A 13,662-nucleotide genomic window follows, 5' to 3' on the forward strand; every position below is an offset into this window, starting at 1 on the left:
CGTGGCCGCGCTGCGGTGGAACGGGGTACCCCGCCGAACCGCATTCATCCACAGCAAAGCACCACCGGCCGCCGGGCACACCTCAGCCGCGGGAGAACTTGTACGTCTTGCTGTCCGTCAGCACGCAGAAACCGGGCGAGACCACGATCACGCGCAGGGTGCCGCTCCGGCGGTCGTAGTCGATGCCCTCCGCCTCGAAGGTGCCCGAGCAGGAGCTGCGCAGCGGCAGCTGGCGCAGCGCCGTGACATGGCCGGAGACGTCCGCCGTGCCGTCGGGCGCGGCCGACAGGTCGATCTGGAACAGCGGCTTGGTGACTCCGAACAGGCTGCCCTCCGGGTCGTCGGAGGAGCACAGCAGGGTGGTCGGGCCGGAGAAGTCGCAGCCCTGGACGTCGCGGACGGCGTGGTCCAGGCGGACGGTGGAGGCCAGCGGGAGGTTCGCCGAGGGGGAGGTGGCCGGGTTGACGCCCGGGGTCGGGAAGACCAGCAGCCGGGTCATCGTGCCCCACTCACCGGACAGCATCCACTGGCCGTCGGGCGAGATCGCGGCCCAGGAGTTGTTCAGCGCCTCGCCCGCGCTCAGCGTGTGGACGTACTCCGACCAGGCGCCACCGGGCGCCTGCACCCGGAACATCTTGGAGTTGCCGGAGTCGCGCTGGTAGGGCTCGATGTAGTAGCCGTCGTACGAGGCGTCGGGGTCGCCGACGTGGTTCCAGCCGCGGCTGGAGACGCCGAGGGGGATGGTGCCGATGCCGGTGTAGCGGTTGGGGCTGTTCGCCGGGACCTCCACCGAGGTCAGGCCCTGGCTCTCGGTCAGCGGGTCGGCGCGGTCGGAGCCGGTCTCGGTCCAGGTGTCGGCCGCGCGGGCGGGCGCGGGTGCGGCGAGCGACACGACGGCGGCGGTGGCGAGGGTGACGAGTCCGGCGAGAACTGCGTGACAACGTTGCCGGGCGGACGCGGGCATGGCCGACTCCTCTGACGGGGGCACCCAGGGTGAGCGGGCGGGGACACTCGGTCGGCGGACAGTCTGGCGTGGCGCGGTAGTCATGTACAGACCAAGGAAGCAACATGAGCGTGAACTCTCACGGCCCGCGGGACCGCGCTGTACGGTCTCGGCAGGAGGTCCGTCACCGCGCGCACCGCCGTCGCGACGGCTTCGGCGGACGGCCGCGCCGTGGTGAGAGATGGTGGAGGTAGACGGCGAAGGCGTCGGAGAGTCGGGTGTGAGCGCGGTAGAACAAGGGGAGTCGGCACGGGGGACGGCGTACCGTGCGGACGGGCGAAGGCGGTGCGTGGCATGAGTGCACCCGGGGCTCCGGCGACGGAGAGCGGCGAGCCGGCGCGTGGGCCGGTGCCTCCGGGCGGCCTGCTCGACGTCCTCGGCGTGGCGTCGGTGGTGCTGGACACCGACGGCCGGATCGTCCTGTGGAGCCCGCAGGCGGAGGAGCTCTTCGGCTACACCGCGCAGGAGGCCCTCGGCCAGTACGCCGCCCGGCTGATGGTGCACGAACGGCACATCCAGCTCGTCGGCAAGCTCTTCGCCGACGTGATGCGCACCGGCCAGAGCTGGGCGGGCGGCTTCCCGGTCCGGCACAAGGACGGCAGCACCCGTCTGGTGGAGTTCCGCAACATGCGGCTGCTGGACGACCAGGGGGACGTGTACGCGCTCGGGCTCGCCGCCGACCAGTCGACCGTACGGCGGCTGGAGCAGGACGTGGCGCTGTCCGAGCGGATGGTGATGCAGTCACCGATCGGCTACGCCGTCCTGGACACCGGCCTGCGGTACGTCTCGGTCAACCCGGCCCTGGAGAAGATGAACGGGGTGCCGGCCGCCGGGCACGTGGGCCGGACGCTGCACGAGGTGCTGCCGCTGCTGGACACCGAGTCCCTGGAGGCCGCCGCCCGGCAGGTGCTGGAGACGGGAGTGCCGGTGATCGACGCCACGCTCGTCGGCCGCACGCCCGCCGACCCGGACGCGGACCACACCTGGTCGCACTCGCTGTACCGGCTGGAGGACGCCATGGGCAACGTGCTCGGGGTGGCGGTCTCGATGACCGACATCACCGAGCAGCACCGGGCGTCGGTGGAGCGGGAAGCCGCACGGCGCCGGCTCGCGGTCATCGCGGACGCCTCCGCCCGGATCGGTACGACGCTGGAGCTGGAGCGCACCGCCTGCGAGCTGGCCGAGGTCGCCGTGCCGGAACTGGCGGACGTGGCGGCCGTGGACCTGCTGGAGGCGGTGGTCGAGGGCCGGCGCAGCACCCTGGGTCCCACGGAGTCAGCGGTGATCCGGGCCCTGGCGGTCCGTCCGGCGGAGGGCTCGGAGGCGGTGCTGGCCGCCGACCCGCCCGGCCAGATCGCCCGGTACGCACCCGACCGCCTGGTCACCGAATGCGTACGCACCGGCGAGGCGGTCCTGGTGCCGCAGGTGAAGGACGAGGACCTGCCGCGCATCGCCCGCTCCCCCGAGGCGGCCGTGCTGCTGGGCCGGGCGGGCCTGCACTCGTATCTCGCGGTGCCGCTGATCGCGCGCGGCGAGGTGCTGGGCGCGCTCGACCTCAAACGCACCCGCAATCCGGCGCCCTTCGACGACGACGACGTCCTGCTGGCGCGCGAGCTGGCCGCCCGCGCGGCCGTGCAGATCGACAACGCGCGCTGGTACCAGAACGCCCGCAACACCGCGCTGACCCTGCAGCGCAGCCTGCTGCCCAGCCATCCGCCGGTCACCACCGGACTGGAGGTGGCGTCCCGGTACCAGCCGGCGGGCGCCACCAGCGAGGTCGGCGGGGACTGGTTCGACGTGATCCCGCTGGAGGGCGGCAAGACCGCGCTCGTCGTCGGTGATGTGATGGGCAGCGGCATCAGCGCGGCCGCCACGATGGGCCGGCTGCGCACCGCGACGACCACCCTGGCCGCCCTCGATCTCGATCCGGCGCGGCTCCTGGAGCATCTGGACAAGACGACCTCGGCCCTGAACCACTCGATCGCGACCTGCGTGTACGCCGTCCACGACCCGCATCTGCGGCAGTGCCGGATCGCCAACGCCGGCCATCTGCCGCCGGCACGGGTACGGCCCGGCCGCCCGGCGGAGCTGCTCGACCTGCCCACCGGGGTACCGCTGGGGGTGGGCGGGGTCGACTTCTCCACCGTCACGGTCGACTTCGACCCCGGCGACGAGCTGGTCTTCTACACCGACGGACTGGTGGAGACCCGCCGGCACTCGCTGGACGAGCGCCTGGCCTCCCTGCTGTCCCTGCTCGACGACCCGGCCCGCCCGCTGGAGGAGGCCTGCGACCTCCTGCTGCGCACGCTGCACCACCCGGACAACCACGACGACGTGGCCCTGCTCATCGCCCGGGCGCAGGAGCTGCCGTAGGGCCCCCGCGGCCTCCGGCGGCCGAGTGAGTCACGACGGTTCGAGGAACCGGCGGCCGTGGCCGACCGGAATCATCCTCCGGCCCGGGGCCGTACGCCGATCACCACATGTGCGTACAGGTCCTCGCTCACCGCCAGACGGGTCGTCAGGCCCGCGGTCTCGAAGGCCCGTACGGCGGCCGGTGCCTGGCGTTCGCTTGTCTCGGAAAGCAGGCAGCCGCCGGGGGCGAGCCACTCGGGTGCCCCGGCGGCCACCCGGCGCAGCACGTCGAGTCCGTCGGCTCCGCCGTCCAGCGCGGTCAACGGCTCGTGCTCGCGGGCCTCCGCCGGCAGCAGGGCCACCTCGTCGGTGGGTACGTAGGGCACATTGGCGGTCAGGACGCCCACCCGGCCGCGCAGGCCGGCGGGCAGGGCGTCGTACAGGTCGCCCTGGTGCGCCCGGCCGCCGTACGCGGCGAGATTGCGGCGGGCACAGCGCACGGCGGCCGGATCGATGTCGGCGGCGTGCACCTCCGCCCCGTCCAGGGCGGCGGCCAGCGCCGCGCCGAGCGCGCCGGAACCACAGCACAGGTCCACGACGACGGTCGCGTCCGGCGCAGCGGCCAGCGCCTGGCCGACCAGGAACTCGGTACGGCGGCGGGGGACGAACACCCCTGGTTCCAGGGTGACGCGCAGCCCGTGGAACTCGGCCCAGCCGAGGACCTGTTCGAGCGGCAGCCCGGCGGCGCGCCGGTCCACCATGCCGGCCGCCTCCTCGGGCGTGCGGGCGGTGGCGAGGATCAACTCGGCCTCGTCCTCGGCGAAGACGCACCCTGCGGCGCGCAGCGCGGAGACGACGGCGGACGGGGAGAACGGGACAGGAGCGGGCATGGAAGCCGAGAGCCTTTCGGGAGCGCGAAGCCTTCAGGGCGCTCCCGCGGTCACCGGCGCCGGCGTACCGCGCCGTCACGAGGAGGGAGCACCCCAGCCGACACAGCGGTAATGGGTCTCACCTCCTCGTCGTCGAAGCCGCGGACGCCGCGGCCAGGACGGCCACCTTACCCCACGGCCCCCGACGGGCCCTCGGGGACGCCGGGTTCAGACACCGACCGTCTCCTCGGTCTCCTCCTCGGCCTCCCGCGCGGCCTCCTCCTCGGTGGCCCGCCGGGCCGTCCGCTCGGGCTCGGACACGGCCGGCGCGGCCTCGGCCCCGGGGACGGTTGCTTCCTGACGGTCGGTGCGGGTGCGCTCGTACAGGGCCGCCACCACGGTCACCAGGACACCGGCGAGCAGCCAGGCCACCAGGGTCCACACGCTGCGGCCGAGGCCGTCGTCGCCGAAGTAGAGCAGGCTGCGGGCGCCCTCGACAAAGCCGGCGCCGTTCCAGAAGGCGTGCAGGGTGCCGAAGAAGCCGTTCTGGAGTTCGGGCTGGAACAGGCCGCCGGAGCTGGTGAAGTTCAGCATCACGAACAGCACCATCATGGTGAGCGTGGTCCACCGCTTGAGGAACGTGTGCAGACCGACGCCGATGAGGAGGATGCCCGCCGAGTACAGCGAGGCCATGCCCCAGACGCCCGCGAGGTCGTGGTGGGCGAGGTGGAAGACCGGCCCGGCGAGCAGCGCGCCGATGCCGCCGACCACGGCGGCGACGCCGAGCGCGAGCAGCGCCCGGACCCGCATCGCGAGGCCGGCGCCCGCGGCGCCGAGCGCGGCGACCGAGGCGTACGAGCCGATGCTGACCGCGATCAGCAGGAAGAACAGGCCCTGGCCGGTGGGGTCGTCGGCGACCGGGGCGGCCACGTCGGTGACCTTCAGCGGGACGCCCTCCTCGGCGGCGACCGGCGTGAAGACCTTCTCGACGGCCGTGGCCCCCATGTCGGACGCGGCGGTCGCCACCAGCAGCTCGGGCGCCTTGGCGCTCGGCACATAGGCGCCGGTCACATCGCGGGACTTGAGCAGGCCGACGGCGTCGGCCCGGGTGGCGACGGTGCGGACGTCGAGCTTGTCCCCCGCGGCGTCCTTGACGGTCTGCGCGAAGACCTTCGCCTTCGGGGCGGTGCCGACGACGGCGACCGGCAGGTGGTTCGGCTCCGGGGTGACGAACGCCCCCATGTACGCGAGCCCCATGCCGATGCACATCAGCAGCGGGGTGATCAGGTGCGTGAGCACATGGCGCAGTGCCGGTGACCTCATCGCGCGCGACCCTCCAAAGGTTGGCTTATACAACTCTCAGTTCAAGTTGTACTATACAACTAGACCGTCGGAGGAGGTATTCCCGTGAGCGCAGCGGAGTCGGCCGTCGAGACGATCCAGCGCGAGATGACCATCTTCGCCCGCCGGGCCCGTGCCTCGGCGGGCCGCATGCACCCCGAGCTGTCCCTGGTGTCGTACACCCTGCTCGGCCACCTGGAGGAGAGCGGCGGCTGCCGGGCGACGGACCTGGCGGCCCACTACGCCCTGGACAAGTCCACGGTCAGCCGCCAGGTGGCGGCCCTGGAACGGGCCGGGCTGATCGAGCGCCGGCTGGACCCGGAGGACCACCGGGTCCAGGTGCTGCATCTGACGGAGGCCGGCCAGGAGATCCTGGCCCAGGTCACCCGCAGCCGCCGGGCCGCGTTCCGGGAACGGCTCGCAAACTGGCCGGAGGAGGACCTGGTGCGCTTCGCCGCCTACCTGGAGCGGTACAACGCGGGCCCGGGCGGCGCGGACGCGGACTGAGGCGGTGGCCGGGCCGCGGGGGGCCGCGCCGGATCACGGCACCGGTACCGCCGCGCGGTCCTCCGCCGGCCGCTGCGGTGCCCTCGCCGCGAGGAACGCCGTACGGCGGCGCAGCCGGAAGCCGAGGGACTCGTACAGCCGGATGGCGTTCGTGTTCTCGGCACTCGTGTGCAGGAACGGAGTCTCCCCGCGCTCCCGGATGCCGTGCGCGACCGCGAGGATCAGGCGGGTGGCCAGGCCCTCCCCGCGGAACGCGGGGTCGGTGCAGACCGCGCTGATCTCGGTCCAGCCCGGGGGATGCAGCCGCTCCCCGGCCATGGCGATCAGCGCGCCGTCGCGGCGTATGCCCAGGTAGGTGCCGAGCTCGACGGTCCGGGGAAGGAACGGTCCCGGCTGGGTCCGCGCCACCAGGTCCAGCATCTCGGGTACGTCCGCCGGGCCGAGGCGCACCGCCTCCGGGTCGGGCGCCGCGGCGAGGCCGTCGTCCACGAACTGCACGCCCTCGACCCTGAAGGTGATCTCCCAGCCGTCCGGCACCTCACCGCGGAAGCCGGGCAGCGGGACCTCGGCGCCGGGGCCGGCCAGCGCGGCGAGGTCCGCCCAGTCCCGCGCGTCCGGCTCGTCGGGCAGGGCCAGCCACGGGGAGACGTCGACCGGATAGCGCAGCACCCGGCCGCGCCGCTCGGCGAAGTGGGCGTGCGGGCCGGTCAGGGAGGCGAGCGCCGGGTTGTCGAGGACGTGCGGGACACCGGCGGCGGCCGGACCGGGGACGCCCGGGCCGCTCACGGCGCTCATCCGGCCACCTCGGTCACGGTCCTGGAGACATGGGCCTGGAGCATCCTCGTTTCCTCACTTCTCTCGCGCTGTCACCGGCGCACCGGAGCCGGCACCGATCGCCAAGGAGCGGCGTCGGGCCGGTATTCCCGGCCCGGGACAGTGTTCATACGGCTGCAATGACGTGCGATGAGCCGCGGTACGGGGCGCCGCGGCGCCGTCAGTCGCGGCCCGCCGTACTGCCGCGGGGCCGCCGGCCGGGATCCGGGCATCCCGGCCGACCACGTACGGTTGAACCATGAACGTCACGCGAGGCTTCACGGGTCGCCCGCGCGTCCACAACCCGGGGCTGCCGCCCGGGCAGTACGACGCGCGCGACGACTGGCCCGTCCTGTCCGCCGAGGTCACCCCCGACCTCGCCCCCGCCGACTGGTCCTTCCGCATCGACGGCCTGGTCGAGCACCCGCACACCTGGGACTGGGACGCGGCACACGCACTGCCGGCGTCGGCGTACGACGGTGACATCCACTGTGTGACCGGCTGGTCGAAGTTCGGCGTGCGGTTCGGCGGCGTCTCGCTGGACGCCTTCCTCCATGTGGTGCGCCCCCATGGGTCCGCCACACATGCCGTCGCCCGCTCCCACACGGGCTACACCACCAACCTGCCGCTCGCCGACCTCACCGGCGGGCGGGCCTGGATCGTCTGGGAGTACGACGGCGCACCGCTGCCGCCCGAACACGGCGGACCGGCGCGGCTGCTGGTGCCCCACCTGTACTTCTGGAAGAGCGCCAAGTGGATCGCGGGCATCACGCTCCTCGACCACGACGAGCCGGGCTTCTGGGAGCGCAACGGCTACCACGCGCGCGGCAACCCGTGGGAGGAACAGCGGTACTCCGGTGACTGAGACGACGACTTCCGTGACCCGGTTCGCGGTGCCCGGGCGGATCGCCGTGAGCGAGCAGACGGCCTCGGTGTGGCAGACGGCCACCCTGACGGAGATCCGGCGCGAGACACCGCACGCGGCCACGTTCCGGCTGGCGGTGCCGGGCTGGGCGGGGCACCTGCCGGGCCAGCACCTGCTGCTGCGGCTGACCGCCGCCGACGGCTATGTGGCGCAGCGCCACTATTCGATCGCGTCGGCGCCGGACGGCTCCGGGCACATCGAGCTGACCCTCGACCGGGTGCCGGACGGCGAGGTCTCCGGCTGGTTCCACACCGTGGCCCGGCCGGGTGACACGGTCGAGGTGCGGGGCCCGCTCAGTGGTTTCTTCGCCTGGCCGGGCGACCGGCCCGCGCTGCTGATCGGGGCCGGTTCCGGGGTCGTACCGCTGATGTCGATGATCCGGCACCACCGGGCGCGCGGCCTCGCCGTCCCGCTGCGGATGCTGGTGTCGGCACGCAGCCCCGAGGAGCTGATCTACGCGTCCGAGCTGGGCGCGGAGACGACACCGGTGTTCACGCGCAGCGCTCCGCCCGGGGTTCCGGTGGGACGTATGACGACCGCACATGTGACGCCGCTCCTGGCCGAACAGCCCGTCGGTGGGTGGGAAGCCTATGTGTGCGGGTCCAACGGTTTCGCCGAACACGCTTCCCGACTGCTGGTGGCGGCGGGACAGCCGGTGGACCGCATCCGCATCGAGCGCTTCGGCTGACCGGTCGGGGCCGGCCGGGGGCGCGGTGCCCCCAGCACGTCGGCCGGGACCCGGCCGACCCGATGTCGGCCAGGGGCAAGCGGTGCGGTCGGGGCCTCGCGGGGCAGCGCCCGGGTCGCGCCGGGGAGCACCGCGCGCGATCGTGGGGCGCATGGTGTGTGCCGTGCGCCATATGGGCTGGAACTCGCGGTTCGCGGCGTGCGCGAGGTGCGCCCAACGGGGTACGAGACGAGTGTGGACGCTCGTGTCCGTGAGCGGCGGGGGCGGTGGACCGGCGACCGGCTCCTCCCGCTCTCCGGCTCCGGCGGTGGCGAGGAGGTGGACATGCGTGCCCGGGTGCGTGGCTGGCGCTGGCGGCGCAATCCGCTGCGGCGCCGGTCGGACGTCGTGGAGGCGTGGACGGTGCTGGTGGTCGCCGTCCTGATGTTCGTGGTCGCGCCCCTGGCCGGGGTGGCCGCGGGTTTGCACGCCCACGGCCAGGCCCGGGCGCTCGCCGCCGCCCAGCGGGCCGAACGCCATCAGGTACGTGCCGTGGTGGTCGGCGACACGCCCGAGCGGCTGACCGCGTCGCAGAGCGACCACCGGCAGCCCTACCGCGCCCAGGTCCGCTGGACCGAGCCGGGCAAGGGCGTCCGGACGGCGTGGGCCCGGGTGCCGGCGGGCACCCGCCCCGGAGAGCCGGTGCCGGTGTGGTTCGACTCCCGGGGCCGCAGTGTCGCGCCGCCCGCGGACGACGTCGCGGTGTGGCAGCACACGGTGACCGTGGGGCTGTGCGCGGCGGGCGGTGCGGCGACCGTCGTCTTCCTCGGGCACGCGATCGAGCGCCGGATCGCCCTGCGCCACCGGCTGGCCGAGTGGGAGCGGGAGTGGGCCCGGACCGGACCCCGGTGGACCCAGCCGCGCGCATGACCCCGGCCGCCGGGGGCGGCTGCCAGGGCGACCCGACGGCTCCCGGGTGACCCGACCACTGAGCGCGTCCCCCTGCACCCGCCCGGCCCCCTTGGAGCAAGCGCTTACTCACCTCCGGGCCAGCCATGACGCCACCCGTGAAGGGGCAACCGAACCCGGGCGGCGCCCCCTGCTGACCCTGGCGAGTCATCCGATCACCCACGTACGGTGAGGCGACGCAGTCTCCCTTCACGAAGGCGGTTGTTGATGGCCCTGTTCGATCTGCCCCTCGACGAACTCCGCGCGTACCGCAGCGAGTCCCCCGAGCCGGACGACTTCGACGCCTTCTGGGACAAGACGCTCCAGCAGGCTCGCGAGCACGAGCTGGACGCGCGCTTCGAGCCGGTGGAGACCGGACTGTCCACGGTCGAGGTGTACGACGTGACGTTCGCGGGGTTCGGCGGCCACCCGGTGAAGGGCTGGCTGCGGCTGCCGGCCGGGGCCGCACAACCGCTGCCGCTGGTCGTGGAGTTCATCGGCTACGGCGGCGGCCGCGGCCTGCCGCACGAGAACCTGCTGTGGGCGTCGACGGGCCGGGCCCACTTCGCGATGGACACCCGGGGGCAGGGCAGCGCCTGGGGCGGCGGTGGCGGCACGCCGGACCCGGTGGGCGCGGCGCCCGCGTACCCCGGGTTCATGACACGGGGCATCGACGCGCCGGAGAACTACTACTACCGCCGGGTGTTCACGGACGCCGTGCGCGCCGTCGAGGCCGCCCGTTCCCATCCGCTGGCCGACCCGGCGCGGACGGCGGTGACCGGCGGAAGCCAGGGTGGCGGCATCGCCCTGGCCGTCGGCGGCCTGGTCCCGGACCTGGTGGCGGTCGCCCCGGACGTGCCGTTCCTGTGCGACTTCCCGCGCGCGACGACCCTGACCGACCGTCACCCGTACCGGGAGATCGGCCTGTTCCTGAAGACCCACCGCGGGCGCTCGGCGGACGTGCTGCGCACGCTGTCCTACTTCGACGGCGTGCACTTCGCGGCCCGGGGCCGGGCACCGGCCCTGTTCTCGGCGGCCCTGGAGGACCAGACCTGCCCGCCGTCGACCGTGTTCGCGGCGTTCAACGCGTGGGCGCACGAGGACAAGGCGATCGAGGTGTACGACTTCAACGACCACGAGGGCGGGGGCCCCTTCCAGGAGGCCGAGAAGGTGCGCTGGCTGCGGTCGTACGCCTGAGGACCGGCGTCGGCGGCGCCGGTCTTTCCTCCGGTCCGACCAGTCGGTACGTTGGGAGCGCCCGGGCCGCACTGTCGCGGCCCGGGTTCCCGGCGACGACGGAGGCCACATGTCCGCGCACGAAGCCCAGGAGACACGGCAGACACCGGAGACGGACACACGGATCCACGGGCACTGCGATCCGCGGTTCGCCGCGGTACGGGAGGCGTTCGAGGAGAACTTCCGTGAACGCGGGGAACTCGGCGCGGCAGTGGCGGTGACCGTCGCCGGGCAGACGGTGGTGGACCTCTGGGGCGGCTGGGCCGACGCGGCCCGCACCCGGCCCTGGGCACGGGACACCCTGGTGAACGTGTGGTCGACCAGCAAGGGGCCCGTGGCCCTGTGCGCGCACGTCCTCGCCGACCGGGGGCTGCTCGACCTCGACGCGCCGGTGGCCACCTACTGGCCCGAATTCGCCGCCGAGGGCAAGGACAAGGTGCTCGTACGGCACCTGCTGTCACACCGCGCCGGGCTGTCCGGGCTGCGCGAGCCGCACACCCTGGAGGAGTTGTACGACTGGGAGCTGACCACCGCGCGGCTCGCGGCCATGGCGCCCTGGTGGGAGCCGGGCACCCGGTCCGGGTACCACGCGCTGACGTACGGTTTCCTGGTCGGCGAGGTCGTGCGGCGCGTCTCGGGACTGCGGCCGGGGGCCTTCCTGGAGCGGGAGGTGACCGGACCGCTCGGGCTGGACTTCACCGTGGGCCTGCCGGAGCGGGACGCCGGCAGGGCGGCGGAACTGGTGCATCCACCGGCCGCGTCGCGCGACCAACAGGCAGCCTTCTTCAGCCAGTTGGCGCCGGCCGCGCTGGCGGCCCTGACCAACCCCCTCGTCAGGGCGGCCGAGGCCAACAGCCCGGCCTGGCGGGCGGCGGAGATCCCGGCGGCCAACGGTCACGGCACCGCCCGGGCGGTCGCGGCGCTGTACGGCGTCTTCGCCGGGCGCGGCTCGTACGGCGGCCGGCGGATCCTGTCACCGAAGACGGCGGAGCGGGTGCGCGAGGGTCAGGGCCGCTGCCGTGATCTGGTGCTCGGCGCGGGTTTCGAGGGCGAGACCGAGGTGGGGCTCGGGCTGTGGCTGAGCGGGCCCGAGGGGTCGTACGGCCCGAACCCGCGAGCTTTCGGCCACGATGGATTCGGCGGTTCCTGCGGGCTCGCCGATCCGGACACGGGGGTGTCGCTGGGCTACGTCATGAACCGGATGGGGCCGCACATCGCCAATGATCCACGGAAGACAGCGCTGGTGGACGCCCTCTACAGCGCCCTGTGAGGGGTGCGGCTCGGTGCCTGGTGACCGCCGTGCGCGCGGGTGGATTTCGGTCGAACCGACCGACCGCTCTTCCGTTGTGGTTTAGACCAATGGTAGTCATGGTCGCGCACTGAACCCGCATGACTACCTTTTGTCACCGACAGGAGGCGCGGCATGGCCCGCACCACCCCGCACGATCCCCCGCCCGGCGACGACCGGCCCCTGTACGGGCGGATCGCGGCGCTGCTGCTCGACGAACTGCACGCCGGCACCGTTCCACCGGGCGAACGGCTGCCGGGCGAACGGCACTTGGCCGCGCACTACGGGGTCAGCCGGGAGACCGTCCGGCAGGCACTGGAAGTGCTGCGGCGCAGCGGCGCGGTCGCCACCGACCGGAGGGGCAGCCACGCTACGCTGCCCGGCCGGCCCGTCGAGACGGCGGAATCGCTCACCTTCCCGGTGGGCGCGCGGCCGGTGGACCCGTACGCGGTCGACCGGGCCACGGTGACCTGGGAGGAGCCGCCGCCGGAGCACGCACGGGCGCTGGGTCTGGCCCCGCACCGGCCCACGCTGGTGCACCGGTACCGGTCGGTGACGCCGGACGGCCGGTCGCTGCGCACGGCGGTGACGTCGTTCTCCGCGGTGGTGCTGGCCGAGGTGGCGGAGCTGGCCCGCTACCGGGACCGGGCCGACGGGGCCACGCCCGCGCAGCTGCGGCGGGCCTACGACTGGATGCGCAAGGCGGGCCTGACCCTGCACCACCGGGACGCCATCACCCAGGTCGGCGACGCCTCCTCGGTGCGGGTGACCCGGCGCGTGCACGACCAGTACGCGCGCCCGCTGGAGATCACCGACCTGGTGGTGAACGGCGAACGCGACGCCCTGGTCTACGAGTTCACGCTGCCTGCCGCGGGCTGACCACCGAGGGTCGCCGCGTCGGCTCGGCGGGCCACCACCAGCCGGGCGCGCGGGCTGCCGTCGGCTCGCCGGCCGAACCCGGGCAGGACGCCCAGCTCGACCGCCAGGCCCGCGCGCTCCAACTCCCGCAGCACGGTGCTCAGTCGGAAGGTCCCGTAGTACATGACGAACGGCGGTCGCCACAGCGCGTTGCGCACCCGCATCACCGCGTCGAAGCCGAGCAGCGTCCAGAAGGCGGGGTGTGCCGGGCCGGACGGCGCGAACACCGGGAAGGCGAAGCGGCCACCGGGCCGCAGCACCCCGCGGACCTGGGTGAAGAGGCCCGGCAGTTCGCGGGGCAGGAAGTGACCGAACGCCCCGAACGAGACGACGAGGTCGAAGGCGGCCGTGAACGGCAAGGCCCGGGCGTCGCCGCGGACCCAGGCGACCCCCGGCCCGTCGGCGGTCGGCACCCGCCGCCGGGCGACGTCGAGCATGCCGGCGCTGAAGTCGACCCCGGTGACGCTGCGCCGGCACAGTCCGGTCAGCAGGTGTGTTCCGGCGCCGGTGCCGCAGCACAGGTCCAGTCCGTCCGTGAAGGGGCCGAGCGGGGCGAGCGCCCTCGCCACGGAGTCCAGTACGGCGTCGGGCGTCCGGAAGGGGGTGTGATCGAACTTCGGCGCGAGCAGGTCGTAGCCGTGCTCGACGGACGACAGCGCCTGCACGGTCAGCTCGCGGAGCGTGGGGCCTTCGGGACCGAACATGACGTCAGCCTATGACGGTGGTGCCGCGGCGCGGGCGGAAGCGACAAGACCGACGACCGGGTTCCGCCGCGGGCTCGGGTCCGCCGCGGGC

At 73.8% G+C, this 13,662-nt stretch carries 13 protein-coding genes; 8 read left to right on the forward strand and 5 right to left on the reverse strand.

The features are described 5' to 3' along the window. Positions 1-82 precede the first annotated feature (82 nt). Complete coding sequence (locus C3492_RS31585) at positions 83-964, reverse strand: hypothetical protein (protein ID WP_103816062.1); 882 nt, start codon at positions 962-964, stop codon at positions 83-85. 333 nt (positions 965-1,297) lie between these two features. Here C3492_RS31585 and C3492_RS31590 point away from each other — a divergent pair, with 333 nt between their 5' ends. Continuing rightward, on the forward strand, positions 1,298-3,376 hold the full coding sequence (locus tag C3492_RS31590; protein WP_103816063.1) for a SpoIIE family protein phosphatase: 2,079 nt from the start codon (positions 1,298-1,300) through the stop codon (positions 3,374-3,376). Positions 3,377-3,447: 71 nt separating this feature from the next. Here C3492_RS31590 and C3492_RS31595 read toward each other — a convergent pair whose 3' ends face one another. Both C3492_RS31595 and C3492_RS31600 read right to left on the reverse strand, forming a co-directional pair. Continuing rightward, positions 3,448-4,245, reverse strand: a complete 798-nt coding sequence (locus C3492_RS31595; RefSeq protein ID WP_103816064.1) for a putative protein N(5)-glutamine methyltransferase — start codon at positions 4,243-4,245, stop codon at positions 3,448-3,450. Between the two features lie 207 nt (positions 4,246-4,452). Beyond that, positions 4,453-5,547 (reverse strand): hypothetical protein, encoded by a 1,095-nt coding sequence (locus tag C3492_RS31600; protein ID WP_103816065.1) that lies wholly within the window; start codon positions 5,545-5,547, stop codon positions 4,453-4,455. 126 nt (positions 5,548-5,673) lie between these two features. Here C3492_RS31600 and C3492_RS31605 point away from each other — a divergent pair, with 126 nt between their 5' ends. Further along, a complete protein-coding gene (locus C3492_RS31605; protein ID WP_258056019.1) occupies positions 5,674-6,072 on the forward strand; it encodes a MarR family winged helix-turn-helix transcriptional regulator in 399 nt (132 codons plus the stop codon). Positions 6,073-6,105: 33 nt separating this feature from the next. On the opposite strand, the gene C3492_RS31610 is transcribed toward C3492_RS31605, so the two are convergent. Next, the gene (locus C3492_RS31610; protein WP_103816067.1) at positions 6,106-6,867 is read right to left on the reverse strand and encodes a GNAT family N-acetyltransferase; all 762 of its coding nucleotides are present in this window, start codon (positions 6,865-6,867) and stop codon (positions 6,106-6,108) included. 277 nt (positions 6,868-7,144) lie between these two features. Between C3492_RS31610 and C3492_RS31615 the strand changes: the two genes are divergently transcribed. The 6 genes from C3492_RS31615 to C3492_RS31640 all read left to right on the forward strand — a co-directional run bounded on the left by C3492_RS31615 (position 7,145) and on the right by C3492_RS31640 (position 12,828). Then, complete coding sequence (locus C3492_RS31615; protein ID WP_103816068.1) at positions 7,145-7,750, forward strand: sulfite oxidase-like oxidoreductase; 606 nt, start codon at positions 7,145-7,147, stop codon at positions 7,748-7,750. Next, a complete protein-coding gene (locus tag C3492_RS31620; protein WP_103816069.1) occupies positions 7,743-8,498 on the forward strand; it encodes a ferredoxin reductase in 756 nt (251 codons plus the stop codon). Before C3492_RS31615 ends, C3492_RS31620 begins: the two co-directional genes overlap by 8 nt. A gap of 324 nt (positions 8,499-8,822) precedes the next feature. After that, positions 8,823-9,407, forward strand: coding sequence for a DUF3592 domain-containing protein (locus C3492_RS31625; RefSeq protein WP_181140657.1), 585 nt, complete (start codon positions 8,823-8,825; stop codon positions 9,405-9,407). Positions 9,408-9,653: 246 nt separating this feature from the next. Further along, on the forward strand, positions 9,654-10,622 hold the full coding sequence (locus tag C3492_RS31630; protein WP_103816071.1) for an acetylxylan esterase: 969 nt from the start codon (positions 9,654-9,656) through the stop codon (positions 10,620-10,622). Positions 10,623-10,731: 109 nt separating this feature from the next. Next, the gene (locus C3492_RS31635) at positions 10,732-11,931 is read left to right on the forward strand and encodes a serine hydrolase (RefSeq protein WP_103816072.1); all 1,200 of its coding nucleotides are present in this window, start codon (positions 10,732-10,734) and stop codon (positions 11,929-11,931) included. A 153-nt stretch (positions 11,932-12,084) separates the two neighbouring features. Then, on the forward strand, positions 12,085-12,828 hold the full coding sequence (locus C3492_RS31640) for a GntR family transcriptional regulator (RefSeq protein WP_103816073.1): 744 nt from the start codon (positions 12,085-12,087) through the stop codon (positions 12,826-12,828). Here the strand turns inward: C3492_RS31640 and C3492_RS31645 are convergent. Beyond that, positions 12,798-13,571, reverse strand: a complete 774-nt coding sequence (locus C3492_RS31645) for a class I SAM-dependent methyltransferase (protein ID WP_103816074.1) — start codon at positions 13,569-13,571, stop codon at positions 12,798-12,800. The genes C3492_RS31640 and C3492_RS31645 overlap by 31 nt on opposite strands. Between the last annotated feature and the right edge of the window lie 91 nt (positions 13,572-13,662).

Origin of the sequence: Streptomyces sp. Ru62, from assembly GCF_002920615.1 — a bacterium.
Taxonomy (GTDB): Bacteria; Actinomycetota; Actinomycetes; order Streptomycetales; family Streptomycetaceae; genus Streptomyces.

Bases quoted from the DNA above. Each gene is read 5' to 3' on its own strand.
- C3492_RS31585 (WP_103816062.1), bottom strand. From the start codon at position 964: ATGCCCGCGTCCGCCCGGCAACGTTGTCACGCAGTTCTCGCCGGACTC.
- C3492_RS31590 (WP_103816063.1), top strand. From the start codon at position 1,298: ATGAGTGCACCCGGGGCTCCGGCGACGGAGAGCGGCGAGCCGGCGCGT.
- C3492_RS31595 (WP_103816064.1), bottom strand. From the start codon at position 4,245: ATGCCCGCTCCTGTCCCGTTCTCCCCGTCCGCCGTCGTCTCCGCGCTG.
- C3492_RS31600 (WP_103816065.1), bottom strand. From the start codon at position 5,547: ATGAGGTCACCGGCACTGCGCCATGTGCTCACGCACCTGATCACCCCG.
- C3492_RS31605 (WP_258056019.1), top strand. From the start codon at position 5,674: ATGACCATCTTCGCCCGCCGGGCCCGTGCCTCGGCGGGCCGCATGCAC.
- C3492_RS31610 (WP_103816067.1), bottom strand. From the start codon at position 6,867: ATGAGCGCCGTGAGCGGCCCGGGCGTCCCCGGTCCGGCCGCCGCCGGT.
- C3492_RS31615 (WP_103816068.1), top strand. From the start codon at position 7,145: ATGAACGTCACGCGAGGCTTCACGGGTCGCCCGCGCGTCCACAACCCG.
- C3492_RS31625 (WP_181140657.1), top strand. From the start codon at position 8,823: ATGCGTGCCCGGGTGCGTGGCTGGCGCTGGCGGCGCAATCCGCTGCGG.
- C3492_RS31630 (WP_103816071.1), top strand. From the start codon at position 9,654: ATGGCCCTGTTCGATCTGCCCCTCGACGAACTCCGCGCGTACCGCAGC.
- C3492_RS31635 (WP_103816072.1), top strand. From the start codon at position 10,732: ATGTCCGCGCACGAAGCCCAGGAGACACGGCAGACACCGGAGACGGAC.
- C3492_RS31640 (WP_103816073.1), top strand. From the start codon at position 12,085: ATGGCCCGCACCACCCCGCACGATCCCCCGCCCGGCGACGACCGGCCC.
- C3492_RS31645 (WP_103816074.1), bottom strand. From the start codon at position 13,571: ATGTTCGGTCCCGAAGGCCCCACGCTCCGCGAGCTGACCGTGCAGGCG.